Genomic DNA, 13,561 nt, shown 5'->3' on the forward strand with positions numbered 1-13,561 from the left:
GTCCAGCGACGAGCGCTAAAGCGTCGGCACGTCCTCCATGCGCGTGACCGCGAGGCCGTCGGCGTCGCCCGGCGCGACGTCGACGCGGACGACGTCGCCGTCGTGGATCTCTCCGCCGATGATCGCCCGGGCGAGCGCGTCGTCGATTTCGTGCTGCATCAGCCGGCGCAGCGGGCGCGCCCCGTAGATCGGGTCGTAGCCGCGCTCGGCGAGCCAGGTGCGGGCATCCGGCGTCACCGCGAGCTGCATTCGGCGATCGGCGAGGCGGCGCTCGAGGCGGTCGATCTGCAGCGACACGATCTGGCCGAGGTCGTCGGTCGAGAGCGTCGAGAACACGACGATGTCGTCGAGGCGGTTCACGAACTCGGGCTTGAACGACTGCCGGACGAGGTCGTTGACGCCCGCGACCTTGGTCTCCCAGTCGAGGGAGGGGTCGATGAGCAGCTGCGAGCCGAGGTTCGAGGTCAGGATGAGGATGGTGTTGCGGAAGTCGACCGTGCGGCCCTGCCCGTCGGTGAGACGCCCGTCGTCGAGCACCTGCAGGAGCAGGTCGAAGACCTCGGGGTGCGCCTTCTCGACCTCGTCGAGCAGGATCACCGAGTAGGGGCGTCGGCGCACGGCCTCGGTAAGCTGGCCGCCCTGCTCGTAGCCGACGTAGCCGGGAGGGGCGCCGATGAGGCGCGAGACGCTGAACTTCTCGCCGTACTCGCTCATGTCGATGCGCACCATCGACTTCTCGTCGTCGAACAGGTAGTCGGCGAGCGCCTTCGCGAGCTCGGTCTTGCCGACGCCCGTCGGGCCGAGGAACAGGAACGAGCCCGTCGGCCGGTCGGGGTCGGAGATGCCGGCGCGCGTGCGCCGCACCGCCTCGCTCACGGCGACCACGGCATCCTTCTGCCCGATGATGCGCCTGCCGAGCTCGGCCTCGAGCGTCAGCAGCTTCTCGGTCTCGCCCTGCGTGAGCTTGTCGACGGGGATGCCCGTCCAGGCCGCGACGACCGCGGCGATGTCCTCGTCCGTCACCTGGTCGTTGACCATCCGCGGGCCCGCCTCGACCGTCTCGGCCTCGGCGAGCTGCTGCTCGATCGTCGGGATGACCTCGTAGTTGAGCTTCGAGGCCTCCTCGTAGCGCTGCTCGCGCATGGCGCGGTCGAGTTGGATGCGCGCATCGTTGAGGCGCGTCTTGAGGTCGCCCATGGCGGTGAGCCCCGACTTCTCGGCCGTCCAGCGACGCTGGAGCGCGTCGCGCTGCGCCGTCTTCTCCTTCAGCTCGTCGCGCAGCTTCGCCAGGCGCGCCTTGCTCGCGTCGTCCTTCTCCTTCTTGAGCGCGAGCTCCTCGATCTCGAGGCGCGTCACCGCGCGCTTGAGCTCGTCGAGCTCGACGGGGCTCGACTCGATCTCCATCTTGAGCCGGCTCGCGGCCTCGTCGACGAGGTCGATCGCCTTGTCGGGCAGCTGGCGGCTCGTGATGTACCGATTGCTGAGGGATGCCGCGGCCACGAGAGCGCTGTCGGCGATCGCGACCTTGTGGTGGGCCTCGTAGCGCTCCTTGAGGCCGCGGAGGATGGCGACCGTGTCCTCCACGCTCGGCTCGCCGACGTAGACCTGCTGGAAGCGGCGCTCGAGCGCGGCGTCCTTCTCGATGAATTCGCGGTACTCGTTGAGCGTCGTCGCGCCGATGAGGCGCAGCTCGCCGCGGGCGAGCATGGGCTTGAGCATGTTGGCGGCCGCGACCGAGCCCTCGCCGCCACCGGCGCCCATGAGGGTGTGCAGCTCGTCGATGAAGGTGATGACCTGGCCGTTCGACTCGTCGATCTCCTTGAGGACGGCCTTGAGTCGCTCCTCGAACTCGCCGCGGTACTTCGCGCCGGCGATGAGGGCCGCGAGGTCGAGGCCGACGAGCTGCTTGTCCTTGAGCGAATCGGGTACGTCCCCGGCGACGATGCGCTGGGCGAGGCCCTCCACGACGGCGGTCTTGCCGACGCCGGGCTCGCCGATGAGCACGGGGTTGTTCTTCGTGCGACGGCTGAGCACCTGGCTGACGCGGCGGATCTCGGCGTCGCGCCCGATCACGGGGTCGAGCTTGCCGGAGCGCGCGATCTCGGTGAGGTTGATCCCGTACTGCTCGAGGGCGGACTTCTGATTCTCCTGACTGGAGGGGGCGCCCTGCATGTTGGCCATGTGCGTGTGTTCCTCTGAGCGGGGTGGACGTGGCCGCAGCATCAAAACCTGAGCCTGCGTGACTCAAGTTTACGACCGGGGACGGACGCGGCGCCAGGGGGAATGCACGCTCACGGCGAACGCGCGGCAGCCGGGCATCGTCCGCGCCGGGGAATGCCGCGCGCGCCGAGCCGTTGCACCCCCCATGACCACCATCGGAATCATCGGATCAGGCAACATCGGCTCGCAGCTCGCCCACGCGTTCACGCGCGTCGGACACGACGTCGTGGTCGCGAACTCCCGCGGCCCGGCGTCGCTCGCCGAGCTCGTCGCCGACGTCGACGCGCAGGCGCGCGCAGCGGGCAGCGCGGCGAGCGCCACGGCCGGCACCGTCGAGGAGGCCGCGCAGGCGAGAGACCTCGTCGTCGTGACCGTTCCCCTCAAGGCCGTCACGGACATCCCCGCGCACCTGCTCGAGGGGCGCATCGTGATCGACACCAACAACTACTACCCGCAGCGCGACGGGCAGATCGCCGAGCTCGATGACGAGAGCACGACCAGCTCCGAGCTCGTGGCGGGGCACTTCTCGGGCGCGCGCGTAGTGAAGGCGTTCAACCACATCCCGGCGGCCGAGATCAGCGAGCACGCGCAGGCGCCCGGGACCGACGGCCGTCGCGCGCTCGCCGTGTACGGGGATGACGCGGCGGCAGTCGAGCGGGTCTCCGGGCTCATCGACGCGATCGGATTCGACGTCGTGAACGGCGGCGGGCTCGCCGAGAGCTGGCGCATCCAGCGCGACACTCCCGGGTACATCCCTCGCTTCACGGCGGAGGAGCTGCGCGGGAAGCTCGCGGAGGCCAAGCGCTACCGCGACATGTAGGGCGCGGTCGCGGCGCGCGCTGCGGGGGCGCGCGCTCAGCGGCGCGTCGACGCCGTGACGGTGAACTTCGGCCCGCGCGCAACCTGACGCGTGGGCCCGACCGCTCTCTCGAGGGCGGGCGCGTAGCGCAGATGCGAGTTCCAGACGACCCAGAGCTCGCCGCCCGGGCGCAGCACGCGCGCCGCCTCGTCGAGCAGGCGCAGCGCGATGCCCGTGTGCACCGCCGCCCCGACGTGGAACGGCGGGTTGAGCGCGATGAGGTCGGCGCGCGCCTCGGGCTGCGAGCCGAGTCCGTCGTCCTGCACGACCTCCACCTCGACGCCGTTCGCCGCCGCCGTGAGCCGTGCGCTCGCAACCGCCGCCGCAGACGCGTCGCTCGCGATCACGCGCGCCTCCGGGTTCAGCCGGGCGAGCGTCGTCGCGATGAGACCCGTGCCGCACGCGAGGTCAATGATCGTGCCTCCGGCGCCGACGCGCGGGGCCCGGTCGAGGGCGGCGATGAGGGCGCGCGCGCCGATATCGACGGATGCTCCCGCGAACGCCCCGGGCACCGCCACCACCTCGAGCCCGAGGGCGGCGTCGCGAGCGCGGGCGGGCTCGAGCGCCGCGATCTCGCCGGCAGGTCGCGGATTCCGCGCGACGAGCGCCCGCGCCTTGCGCTGCGCGAGGCTCACGTCGAGCCGGTCGAACGACCCGCGCAGCACGTCGTTCGCGCCGAGGCTCATGTGCTTGACCATGCCCGCTGCGAGCAGGGCGACCCCGGAGTGTGAGCCGCGAGCGACCTCGCGCGCGATCGCGTCGAGGGCGTCGAGAGCGCGAGGGAGGCGCACGAGGGCGAGGCGGGCATCCGTCGACGCGACCTCGGCGAGCGGGTGGTGGCTGCAGGCGGTGAGCCCGACGGCCGCGGCGTTCGCCGCGAGGGCGCGCTCGGCGACGATCGAGTCCTGGTGGACGCGCACGTGGCGCGCGCCCAGGGCGAGCGCGCCGAGCGCGAGCGCGCCGTGGGTGTCGCCGACCACGACGATCTCGCGACCGACGAGCGCGTCGGCGTGCTCGGTCGCGGCGAGCTCGAGCAGCAGGCGGTCGGCTGCGTCGTGCGCGCGCAGCTCGGGCGCCTCGAGGTCGGGGCGGCGGCGGAGCCCCGCGAGGATCGGGTCCAGGGCGGCGGTGATGTCGCCGATGACGGCCCCGCCGCGGTCGCTCGCGCTCATGCCGCCCCCTCCCGATCAGGCCTTCACGCTAGCGGGCGGCGAGTGCTCCCTCGATCCGCAGCGGCTCGCGCTCGACGTCGAGGTTCGCCCCGCCCCGGTATCGCGCCCCGTAGTGCCGGTCGGGCAGCCGGTGGCCCTCGCCGAACAGCCGCTCGCGCAGCGTCGTCGGGGCGCCACCCGCCTCCGGCAGCCTGCCTCGGCGCCGCAGCTCCGGCACGACGAGCTCGGCGAAATCGCGCGCCGTGTCGAACGAGTGGTACTGACGCAGATTGATGCCGTCGATGCCGTCCTCGTCGAGCCAGCGCTCGATCTCGTCGGCGACGACGCTCGGCGTGCCGACGACGAAGAAGCGGTCCTGGCGGCCCCCTCGGACGAACTCGAGCGCCTGCGCGATCGTCGTCGACGGCGGGATGAAGGAGGCGCGATCGTGCTCGACTCCGGCGAGGGCGAGCGCCTCGCCGATCGTCAGCTGCGGCGGGAAGGCGGCGAGATCGATGGGGAAGCCGAGGTGGGCGAGGATTCCCTCGGTGCTCGTGCGCTCTCGGTAGATCCTCCACTTGTCGGCCGCCTCCTCCTCGGTGCGACCGACGATGACCCCCGCCATGGCGATGAAGCGGACGTCATCGGAGCGGCGGCCGTTCGCGACGGCGGCCGCGCGCATCCCCTCGGCGTTGCGCTGGAACTCCTCGACCGTGCGCCCGCCCGTGAAGACGACCTCGGCGTGACGTCCGGCGAAGGCGACGCCCGCGGGCGAGCCCGTCGCCTGGAAGAGCACGGGCGTGCGCTGCGGAGACGGGTGCACGATGTGGGGACCGGCGACGCGGTGCTGCTCTCCGACGTGGTCGATGTAGCGCACGCGCGCGGGGTCGGTGTAGACGCGGGCGTCGCGGTCGGCGATGACGGCGTCGTCGTCCCAGCTGCCCTCCCACAGCTTGTAGAGCACGTCGAGGTACTCGTCGGCGAGCTCGTAGCGGCGGTCGTGGGGGATCTCGCCTTCGAGGCCGAAGTTGCGCGCGGCGTTCGGCAGGTAGCTCGTGACGATGTTCCAGCCGAAGCGACCCCGCGTGAGGTGATCGAGCGTCGAGGCACGCCGCGCGAAGGCGAACGGGGGCTCGTAGGTCGTCGAGAACGTCGCGCCGAAGTGCAGGCGCTTGGTGACGGTCGCCATCGCGGGCACGACGAGCAGCGGATCGAGGTTGGGGCTCTGCAGTCCCTCGCGCAGCGCGGTCTCCGGGCCCCCGCGGAAGGTGTCGTACGCGCCGATGACGTCGGCGAGGAAGACGCCGTCGAACCCGCCATCCTCGAGGATCTGCGCGAGCTCCGTCCAGTACTCGATGTCGGCGAAGCGGTGGCGGTTGTTGCCAGGCAGGCTCCACAGCCCGTGCGTGATGTGGCTCACGCAGGCCATCTCGAACAGGTTCAGGAACAGCTGCTTCTTCTCGGTCATGACGGGTCCTTCCTGCCGGGCGGCGGGTTCGAGGGGCGAGGAGCGGGCAGGATCGAGGCGACGAGCTCCTGCGTGTACGGATGCTCGGGGGCACGCAGCACCCGTTCGGTCGGCCCCTGCTCGACGACGCGCCCGTGCTGCATGACGAGCACGCGGTCGCTCACGTGCCCGATGACGCCGAGGTCGTGGGAGATGAAGAGGTATGCGAGGTCTCGCTCGCGCTGGAGGTCGAGGAGGAGGTCGAGGATCTGCGCCTGGATCGTCACGTCGAGCGCCGAGACGGCCTCATCGAGCACGATGATCGCGGGCTCGGTCGCGAGAGCGCGTGCGATCGCGACCCGCTGGCGCTGCCCTCCGGAGAGCGTGAGTGGAAACCGGCCGAGGACGGAGCCGTCGCCCGCCGGCAGACCGACGTCGTCGAGCAGACGCCGCACGGCGGCGGCGCGCGCCCGGGGATCGCGGCGGACCGCTCTCGGCAGGGCGTCGCCGAGGATGCGCCCGACCGTCCAGCGCGGATCGAACGTCGACAGAGGGTCCTGCGCGACCACGGCCAGCCTCGGGCGGAGAGGTCGCCGGCGCGCCTCCGGCACGCGGCTCCACGGCGCGCCGAGCACGATCACCTCGCCCTCCTCGGGCTCGGAGAACCCGAGCGCGAGGCGTGCGGTCGTGCTCTTGCCCGAGCCGGACTCGCCGACGATTCCGAGCGTCTCGCCGGCGTGCAGGGTGAACGAGACGTCGTCGACGGCGCGGAGCGGAGCGGCGCCCCGCGCGCCGCGGGAAGCGAACGCTTTGACGAGTCCGCGCGCCTCGAGCACGACGGGCGGATCGAGCGGTCCATCACCGGGAGCCGCCTCCGGCAAGGCGGCAGAGGGTCCCTCGGCCCCTTCCGGGCTGAGCGCGCGGCCGCGTGTCTCGAGCCCCGGCACCGCGGCGACGAGACGCTGCGTGTACGGATGCTCGGGGCGGCCGAGCAGGCGGGCAGCCGGCCCGCTCTCCACGACCTCCCCCCCGCGCATCACGACGATGCGATCGGCGAGACGGGCCACGACGCTCAGATCGTGACTGATGAGAATCACGGCGGTGCCGCGAGCGCGCATGGCGTCGAGCTCGGCGAGCACGTGAGCCTGCACGGTCGCGTCGAGCGCGGTCGTCGGCTCGTCGGCGATGACGATCTCGGGGTCATGCGCGATCGCGGTGGCGATGAGCGCGCGCTGGCGGAGGCCTCCGGAGAGCTCGTCGGGCCGGAGGCGGGCGCGCTCCTCGGGGCGCGGCACGCCGACGCGGCGCAGCAGCTCGACCGCGCTGCGCCGGCGCTCCGCGCGGGGGGCGCGCCCGTGCAGACGCAGCGCCTCGTCGAGCTCGCGACCGACAGCCCGCAGCGGGTCGAGGGAGACCAGTGCGTCCTGCAGCACGAACCCCACGTGCCGGCCGCGCAGCCGTCGCCAGGCGCGCGAGCTCAGCGCGCGAGCATCCGCCCCCAGGATCTCGAGGCGATCGACGTGCACGACGCTCCCGCGACCGGTGAGCCCGACGAGGCTGCGGGCCGAGACGCTCTTGCCCGAGCCCGACTCGCCGACGATCGCGACGCACTCGCCGGCTCCGAGGGAGAACGACAGCCCGCGGACGACGGGCCGCTCACCGTCGGGCGTTCGGAACGAGACGCGGAGGTTCTCGACGACGAGTCGCGGCGCCGGGGCACCGAGGTGCGCCGCGGCCCGGAGCTCGGGGTCGAGATCGTCGTCGACCTCGCGCAGGGCGGAGAAGTCGAGGAGGGTCATGCGCGGGCTCCGCTCTCGAGTCGGTGCTGGAGGTGGCGGCCGATGCTCGTCGCGGCGAGCGCGAGGGCCACGATGACGAGACCGGGGATGACGATGAGCCAGCCGGCCTGGATCACGTAGGGGCGGCCCGCGTCGAGCAGGGCACCCCACTCGGGCGACGGAGGGGCGACGCCGAGACCGAGGAACGACAGGCTCGAGGCCCACACGATCGACTGCCCGACGGCGAGCGCCGCGACCGCGACGAGCGGGCGCAGAGCGTTCGGCAGGACGTGCCGGCGGAGGATGCGCGCCCGCCCGTGGCCGAGCGCGACCGCCGCCTCGACGTAGCCGGAGCCCGCCGCCTGCCGGATCTGCCCGCGCACCATGCGCGCGTAGCCGGGCGCGGAGCCGAGCCCCACCGCGATGATCTGCGTCGTCGCCGACGGCCCCGTGATCGCGATGAGCAGCAGCGCGAGCAGAAGGGTCGGGAAGGCGAAGAGCACCTCGATCACCCGGTCGACGAGCGCCGCGATGGGGCGAGGGCCGAGAGCGGCGAGCGCTCCGAGCGCGATCGCGCACACGATCGCGAGCGCCGCCGCACCGAGTCCGATCGAGAGCGAATCGGCGGCGCCGTGCACGATGCGCGTGTACAGATCGCGGCCCGACTCATCGGTGCCGAACGGATGCTCGAGCGACGGCGGCAGCAGGGCGGCGGCGTAGTCGACGGCGGTCGGGCTGCTCGGCGCGAGGAACCCGGGGGCGAGCGCGGCGACGGCGAGCACCGCGACGTAGGAGAGCGCGAGCCAGAGGCTCCATGGCCGGTCGGCGAGGCGGTGCCGACGTCGGCGGGCGGGCCCCCGACCGACGGGGGATGCGGCGCCCACGCCGCCAGGGCGGCTCACGACGGCGGTCATGCGGCACGCTGCCTCGGGTCGACGAGCGCGGAGGCGAGGTCGACGAGCAGATTCGCGGCGACGTAGAACGCGGCGGTCAGCACGACGACCCCGACCACGACCGGGAGATCCTGGCTGCTGACCGCCGACACGAGCACCTGCCCGATGCCGGGCCTCGAGAAGATCGACTCGACAACGACGGCGCCCGAGAGGGTCGCGCCGAGCGCCCAGCCCGAGAGCGAGATGGCCGGAAGACTCGCGTGGCGCAGCACGTGCCCGAGCCGCACTCCGAGGTCGCTCTGCCCGCGCATGCGCGCCGACAGCGCGAACGGCTGCTCGAGCGCCCGCTCGAACTCGGTGCGCGTCGCCTGGGCGAGGAACCCTGCGAGCGGGATCGCGAGCGTCAGCGCCGGCAGCACGAGAGACAGAGGAGTGCCGTCGCCCAGCACGGGGAACCACCCCAGACCCAGCGCGAAGACCAGCAGCAGGATGATGCCGAGCCAGTAGGCGGGCAGCGCCGCGGTCGTCACGTCCACGAGCGACCCGAGTGCGGTGAGACGCGGGCCGCGCCCGCCGGTGGCGACGATCCAGACGACCATGAGCATCCAGGCGATCGCGATCGCGGTAATGGCGAGCACGACCGTCGCGCCGAGCTGCTCGCCGATGATCGCGCCGACCGGCCGGAACTGCAGGTAGGAGGTTCCCAGGTCGCCGCGCACGAGCCCCAGCAGGTAGTCGGCGTACTGCTGCCACAGCGGGCGGTCGAGACCGAACTCAGCGGTGATCGGCGCGAGCTCCTCGGGCGTGCGCAGCTCGGCCTGCCCCGCCCTGATGTTGAGGATGGCCGTGGCGCGGTCACCGGGAAGCGCCGTCTGCGCGAGAAAGGCCGCCGTCGCGGCGCCGACGAGCACGCCGACCGCGTTGCCGACGATGCGGACCGCGGGCCTAGCCCAGGAGCTGCGCGTCATGGAAGACCGGCCCTCCCTGCGCGTGCTCCTGCCACACGCCCTGCAGTCGCGGCCCGACGGCGAGAGTGCTGAGGCGGGCGAAGAGGCCGATCGAGTAGGCGCGGTCGGCGATGTGCTCCTGCGCCTGCTCGTAGAGACGATTCTGCTCGTCGACGTCGCGCGCCGAGTTCGCCGCGAGGATCAACTCGGCGAGCTCCTCGTCGGCGAGGAACGACTGATTGGCGTAGTTCGGCCGCTCGGCCGTGCTGGGTCGCCAGTTCACCCACAGGATGCCGCTCGTGACGGCCGTCCAGTAGCCGGCGGCGATGTCGCGCTCCTCGGGCGTCGAGTACGCGCCCGAGAAGAACTCGCTCTGGGGCACGGGGACGAGCTCGACGGAGAAGCCGACCTGCTCGGCCTGCTCCTTGACGCCCTGGAGGATCGCCGCGCCGTCGGTGGAGATGATCGACCCGGCGCCGTAGGGCAGGGTCACCTCGAGACGCTCGCCCTCCTTCTCTCGCACCGCCCGCTCGCCCGCATCGGCATCGGCGGGCAGCACCCATCCGGCCTCCTCGAGCAGGTCGACGGCGAGGTCGGGGTCGAAGTCGTAGCGGGCGGCGGCCGCCTCACTGTAGCCGGGCGTCGCCGCGCTCACGCCGCCGTTGCCCTCGAAGGGGATCACGCCCCGGCCGACGGTCTCGACGATCGTCTCGCGATCGAGGCTATGGGCGAACGCCTGCCGCACCCGCTCGTCGGTGAAGGGCCCGTCGACGGCGTCGAAGGTCAGCTGGTGCGGGCGGCCCTTCGTCACGTGCCGCAGCAGCTCGACGTCGCCGTTCTCGAGGGAGGCCCACTGCACGGCGGGGACGTCGTAGATCGCGTCGACCTCGCCGCTCTGCAGGGCGGCGACGCGCGTGGTGGGGTCGGCGATGAACTTCCAGATCACGCGCTCCACGTGCGCGGGGCCATTGTGGCCCGCGTTGGCCGGCGGCGAACTGTAGTCGTCGTTGCGCGCGAGCACGATCTCCTCCCCCCGCCTCCATTCCTCGACGGTGAACGCTCCTGAACCGATCGGCGCCGCGCAGTTCTCCTCCTGGGTTCGCGTCTCGAGCGCGGTCGGCGACTGGATGCCGAAGTAGCCCTGCGAGAGGGTCTCCCCCAGACGGGGGTACGGCGCGACGAGGTCGACCTGCAGCGTGCGCTCGTCGACGGCGATCGCGTCGGCGAGGTATCCGCTCAGCCAGACGTTCGCCGTCGAGTTGCCTCCGCCCTCGGTCCAGTGGCGGATGTTCGTGACGACCGCCTGCGCGTCGAGCGGCGTGCCGTCCGTGAAGTTCACATCCTCCCGCAGCGTGAAGGTCCACGACAGGCCGTCCTCCGACTCTGCCCACGACTCGGCGAGCCACGGGACGGCGGTGCCGTCCTCCTCGAGGGAGGTCAGCGAGTCGAGCACCTGGTAGGAGAGATAGGCCTGCTCGATCCAGCCGCCGAAGACGCACGCTGGCTCCTGCTGGTGGGCGTAGACGATCGTGCCGCCGTCGACGACCTCCGTGTCGGTCGCGGCCGGCGCGGCGCACGCCGTCAGGGCGAGCGCGCCCGTGAGCATCATCGACGAGACCGCGAGGCGTCGGGGCGCGCGTGGTGCGGATCGGGGTGCGGATCGGGGTCGGTCGTCGAGGCGCGACATGCTTCTCCTCCGGTAGCGGCTGCGGGAACAGCGGCCACGCTATGGAGGCGGGGCCCGCAGCGGAAGCCGCGGCGACACGGAAGGTAAGGCACGCTCACACGGCGTCACGCGGGGTCGCGCGGCGTCACATTCGTCGAGCGAGAGTGAGTCCGACCCCCGGTCTCAGCGCCCGTCGAGGAGCGCGCTCAGCCGCTGCTGCAGGTCTGGCCCGCGGAAGGGCTTGATGACCTAGGGCGTGTCTCGTAACCTCTGCGGGATGTTGCGGCAGGCTGGGAGCGTGACGCGTACTCGTACTTTGTCGGATTCTGCTTGGGCTCGGATCGAGCCTTTGATGCCGATCGCTTCCCGCAAGGGCGGGCGACCGTTTCAGGAGCATCGTCGGGTGCTGGAGGGGATCGTGTGGCGGTATCGGACGGGTTCGCCGTGGCGTGATCTGCCCGCCGAGTTCGGGCCGTGGCAGACCGCGTGGAAGCGTCATCGCCGGTTCAGCGGAGACGGCACTTGGGATCGTATCTACGCCGAGATCCTCGCTGACGCGGACGCAGCGGGCGAGATCGAATGGGCCGTCAGCGTGGACTCCACCATCAACCGTGCGCATCAGCACGCAACGAACCTCCCGCGCGACACAGGGGGCTCTATCGAGTTACAAGAATTTGCGGGAGGAGCCGCCTGACCACGCGATTGGCAGGTCACGCGGAGGGTTGAGCACGAAGATCCACCACCTCGTCGACGGCCGCGGGCTACCGCTGGTCGTGCTGGTCGGCCCCGGGCAGGCCGGCGATGCCCCGATGTTCCCCGTGCTCATGGACCACCTCAAAGTTGGCCGGCGTGGCCCGGGCAGGCCCCGCTCGAGACCGGACCGCGTCCGCGGCGACAAGGCGTATTCCTCGCGTGCCATCCGCACCCGCCTGCGCGAACGCGGGATCGTCGCCGTGATCCCCGAGCCCTCCGACCAGCAGGGACACCGGCAGCGTCGCGGCTCCCGTGGCGGGCGACCAGTCAGCTACGACGTCGAGGACTACAAGGGTCGCAACGTTGTCGAACGCGGCTTCAACGAAGACAAGCAATGGCGTGGGCTCGCCACCAGATACGACAAACTCGCGCTCACCTACCGCGGCGGCGCGGTCCTGCGAGCCATCACACTCTGGCTCAAACGCTTAGGAGACACGCCCTAGTCGTCGACGCCGGCCGAGAAGCCTGCTGAGCTTCTTCCTCGGCTTCGCCTCGCTCTACATCACCGCCCCGGGGGCGGGGGCCGCCATCTGGTGGCCCGCCGCGGGCGTCGGTGCGCTCATCTACCTCCTCGACCGGGGGCCGCGCTGGCAGGCGCTCGTTCTGGTCGGCGCCGTCGGTCTGCTCACCAACATCGCGGTCGGCCGCCCGCTGAGCTTCGCTCTCCCGGCCGCGGTGATCCTCGTCGTCGAGCTCGCCGTGTTCGTCGCTATGCTCGGGCCGCAGGCGCGCGGAGCCCTCCTGTCGACGGTGCGCGGGCTCGGGCGATTACTCATTGCGGTGCTCGCCGCCGCGATCACGATCGGCCTCGAAGGCGCCGTGACGCTCTCCCTTCTCGCCGGGATCGACCCGGTGGTCTCCTTCCTCGCGCTCGTCCCCTCCTACGCCTCGGCGCTCCTGCTCGTCGTCCCGCTCGCGCTCGTGCCGCTGCCCGTGAGCGGCTCGAGGGTGCAGGCCTTCCGGCGCCTCGAGGGAGTGATCCAGCTCGCGGTCACGATCGCGCTCGCGATCACCGTCTTCTCGCCGATCTTCGTCGTGTCCGAGCTCATCCTCGTCGCGGTCATCGTGCCGGCGCTCACGGTCGCGAGCGGCGGCCCCTTCGGGGTCTCCCAGGGGGTCGTGAACGCCGGAGTGATCGTGCAGCTGTTCATGCTCTCGGCCGCCATCACTGCGCTCTTCCTCGCCACCGTACGGAGCGAGCGCGAGGCCCTGAGGGCCGAGAAGGAGCATCCGCTGTCATGCGCGGCGGCTTCCTCGGCGCGCAGGTCGGATTCCTCGTCCTGCGCTCGACGCCCGACGAGGGAATCCAGGTCCTGGAGGGGAACGCGACGGCGACTGCGGACCCGCTTCCTCAGCAGGCTGCCGCTCGCGGAGGCGACGGCGGAGCTGACCTCCTAGCTCCGCCGGAGCGGCCGCCAGACGACGAGCTGGTTCGCCTTCTGCGCGCGCGTTCCCGCCCGCAGCGTGACGACCTCGCCCTCCGAGCCCGCGGCGAAGACTCGCCGGCCGGGCTTCGCGAGCAGCTCGTCGGCGAGCGCCGTCTCGAGCTCGCGCACGCGGGCCCGCAGCACGCGGTTGTCGTTCTCGAGGTCGAGGATGCGCCGGATCCCCTCGAGGTTGAGTCCCTCGGCACCGAGCCGCGCGATCTCGCGGAGCTGCACGACGTCGCGCATCGAGTAGCGGCGACTGTGGCCGGCCGTGCGCGTCGGCGACACGAGACCGAGACGGTCGTACTGCCGCAGTGTCTGCGGATGCATGCCCGCAAGCTCGGCCGCGACCGCGATCGCGAACAGCGGAGTCGCTTCGTCCATCACCGTGCCCCTTCCTCGCACCACGGCATCGGCGTC

At 71.9% G+C, this 13,561-nt stretch carries 11 protein-coding genes; 3 read left to right on the forward strand and 8 right to left on the reverse strand.

Annotated features, from left to right (window positions below):
• Window positions 1-15: 15 nt before the first annotated feature.
• The gene (locus FHX53_RS10225; RefSeq protein ID WP_182491253.1) at window positions 16-2,181 is read right to left on the reverse strand and encodes an ATP-dependent Clp protease ATP-binding subunit; all 2,166 of its coding nucleotides are present in this window, start codon (window positions 2,179-2,181) and stop codon (window positions 16-18) included.
• A gap of 184 nt (window positions 2,182-2,365) precedes the next feature.
• On the opposite strand from FHX53_RS10225, the gene FHX53_RS10230 reads away from it, so the two are divergent.
• A complete protein-coding gene (locus tag FHX53_RS10230) occupies window positions 2,366-3,040 on the forward strand; it encodes an NADPH-dependent F420 reductase (RefSeq protein WP_182491254.1) in 675 nt (224 codons plus the stop codon).
• 35 nt (window positions 3,041-3,075) lie between these two features.
• Here FHX53_RS10230 and FHX53_RS10235 read toward each other — a convergent pair whose 3' ends face one another.
• The 6 genes from FHX53_RS10235 to FHX53_RS10260 are packed head-to-tail and all read right to left on the reverse strand — an operon-like array spanning window position 3,076 to window position 10,982.
• Window positions 3,076-4,251 carry a class I SAM-dependent methyltransferase gene (locus FHX53_RS10235; RefSeq protein WP_182491255.1) on the reverse strand — a complete coding sequence of 392 codons (1,176 nt, stop codon included), beginning with the start codon at window positions 4,249-4,251 and terminating at the stop codon, window positions 3,076-3,078.
• Window positions 4,252-4,279: 28 nt separating this feature from the next.
• Window positions 4,280-5,698: an NtaA/DmoA family FMN-dependent monooxygenase gene (locus tag FHX53_RS10240; protein ID WP_182491256.1), complete on the reverse strand. Its 1,419-nt coding sequence runs from the start codon at window positions 5,696-5,698 to the stop codon at window positions 4,280-4,282.
• Window positions 5,695-7,476 carry a dipeptide ABC transporter ATP-binding protein gene (locus FHX53_RS10245; RefSeq protein ID WP_182491257.1) on the reverse strand — a complete coding sequence of 594 codons (1,782 nt, stop codon included), beginning with the start codon at window positions 7,474-7,476 and terminating at the stop codon, window positions 5,695-5,697. The genes FHX53_RS10240 and FHX53_RS10245 overlap by 4 nt, the downstream gene beginning before the upstream one ends.
• Window positions 7,473-8,369: an ABC transporter permease gene (locus FHX53_RS10250; protein ID WP_182491258.1), complete on the reverse strand. Its 897-nt coding sequence runs from the start codon at window positions 8,367-8,369 to the stop codon at window positions 7,473-7,475. The genes FHX53_RS10245 and FHX53_RS10250 overlap by 4 nt, the downstream gene beginning before the upstream one ends.
• On the reverse strand, window positions 8,366-9,316 hold the full coding sequence (locus FHX53_RS10255; RefSeq protein ID WP_182491259.1) for an ABC transporter permease: 951 nt from the start codon (window positions 9,314-9,316) through the stop codon (window positions 8,366-8,368). Before FHX53_RS10255 ends, FHX53_RS10250 begins: the two co-directional genes overlap by 4 nt.
• Window positions 9,294-10,982 carry an ABC transporter substrate-binding protein gene (locus FHX53_RS10260; protein WP_182491260.1) on the reverse strand — a complete coding sequence of 563 codons (1,689 nt, stop codon included), beginning with the start codon at window positions 10,980-10,982 and terminating at the stop codon, window positions 9,294-9,296. The genes FHX53_RS10255 and FHX53_RS10260 overlap by 23 nt, the downstream gene beginning before the upstream one ends.
• 277 nt (window positions 10,983-11,259) lie before the next feature.
• Here FHX53_RS10260 and FHX53_RS10265 point away from each other — a divergent pair.
• Window positions 11,260-12,157, forward strand: a protein-coding gene (locus FHX53_RS10265; protein WP_425488290.1) for an IS5 family transposase whose coding sequence is annotated in 2 segments (ribosomal slippage) — window positions 11,260-11,597 and window positions 11,596-12,157 — 900 coding nt in all. Because the reading frame shifts where the segments join, the coding sequence is not laid out codon by codon here.
• Between the two features lie 232 nt (window positions 12,158-12,389).
• Window positions 12,390-13,112, forward strand: a complete 723-nt coding sequence (locus FHX53_RS10270; protein ID WP_182491261.1) for a hypothetical protein — start codon at window positions 12,390-12,392, stop codon at window positions 13,110-13,112.
• Here the strand turns inward: FHX53_RS10270 and FHX53_RS10275 are convergent.
• Window positions 13,109-13,525 (reverse strand): heat shock protein transcriptional repressor HspR, encoded by a 417-nt coding sequence (locus tag FHX53_RS10275; protein WP_182491262.1) that lies wholly within the window; start codon window positions 13,523-13,525, stop codon window positions 13,109-13,111. The genes FHX53_RS10270 and FHX53_RS10275 overlap by 4 nt on opposite strands.
• Window positions 13,526-13,561: the final 36 nt, after the last annotated feature.

The sequence above is a fragment of the Microcella alkalica genome (assembly GCF_014137945.1).
Classification (GTDB): domain Bacteria; phylum Actinomycetota; class Actinomycetes; order Actinomycetales; family Microbacteriaceae; genus Microcella; species Microcella alkalica.

Coding starts and splice junctions, on each gene's coding strand:
- FHX53_RS10225 (WP_182491253.1), bottom strand. CDS start 2,181: ATGGCCAACATGCAGGGCGCCCCCTCCAGTCAGGAGAATCAGAAGTCC.
- FHX53_RS10230 (WP_182491254.1), top strand. CDS start 2,366: ATGACCACCATCGGAATCATCGGATCAGGCAACATCGGCTCGCAGCTC.
- FHX53_RS10240 (WP_182491256.1), bottom strand. CDS start 5,698: ATGACCGAGAAGAAGCAGCTGTTCCTGAACCTGTTCGAGATGGCCTGC.
- FHX53_RS10235 (WP_182491255.1), bottom strand. CDS start 4,251: ATGAGCGCGAGCGACCGCGGCGGGGCCGTCATCGGCGACATCACCGCC.
- FHX53_RS10260 (WP_182491260.1), bottom strand. CDS start 10,982: ATGTCGCGCCTCGACGACCGACCCCGATCCGCACCCCGATCCGCACCA.
- FHX53_RS10250 (WP_182491258.1), bottom strand. CDS start 8,369: ATGACCGCCGTCGTGAGCCGCCCTGGCGGCGTGGGCGCCGCATCCCCC.
- FHX53_RS10275 (WP_182491262.1), bottom strand. CDS start 13,525: ATGGACGAAGCGACTCCGCTGTTCGCGATCGCGGTCGCGGCCGAGCTT.
- FHX53_RS10245 (WP_182491257.1), bottom strand. CDS start 7,476: ATGACCCTCCTCGACTTCTCCGCCCTGCGCGAGGTCGACGACGATCTC.
- FHX53_RS10255 (WP_182491259.1), bottom strand. CDS start 9,316: ATGACGCGCAGCTCCTGGGCTAGGCCCGCGGTCCGCATCGTCGGCAAC.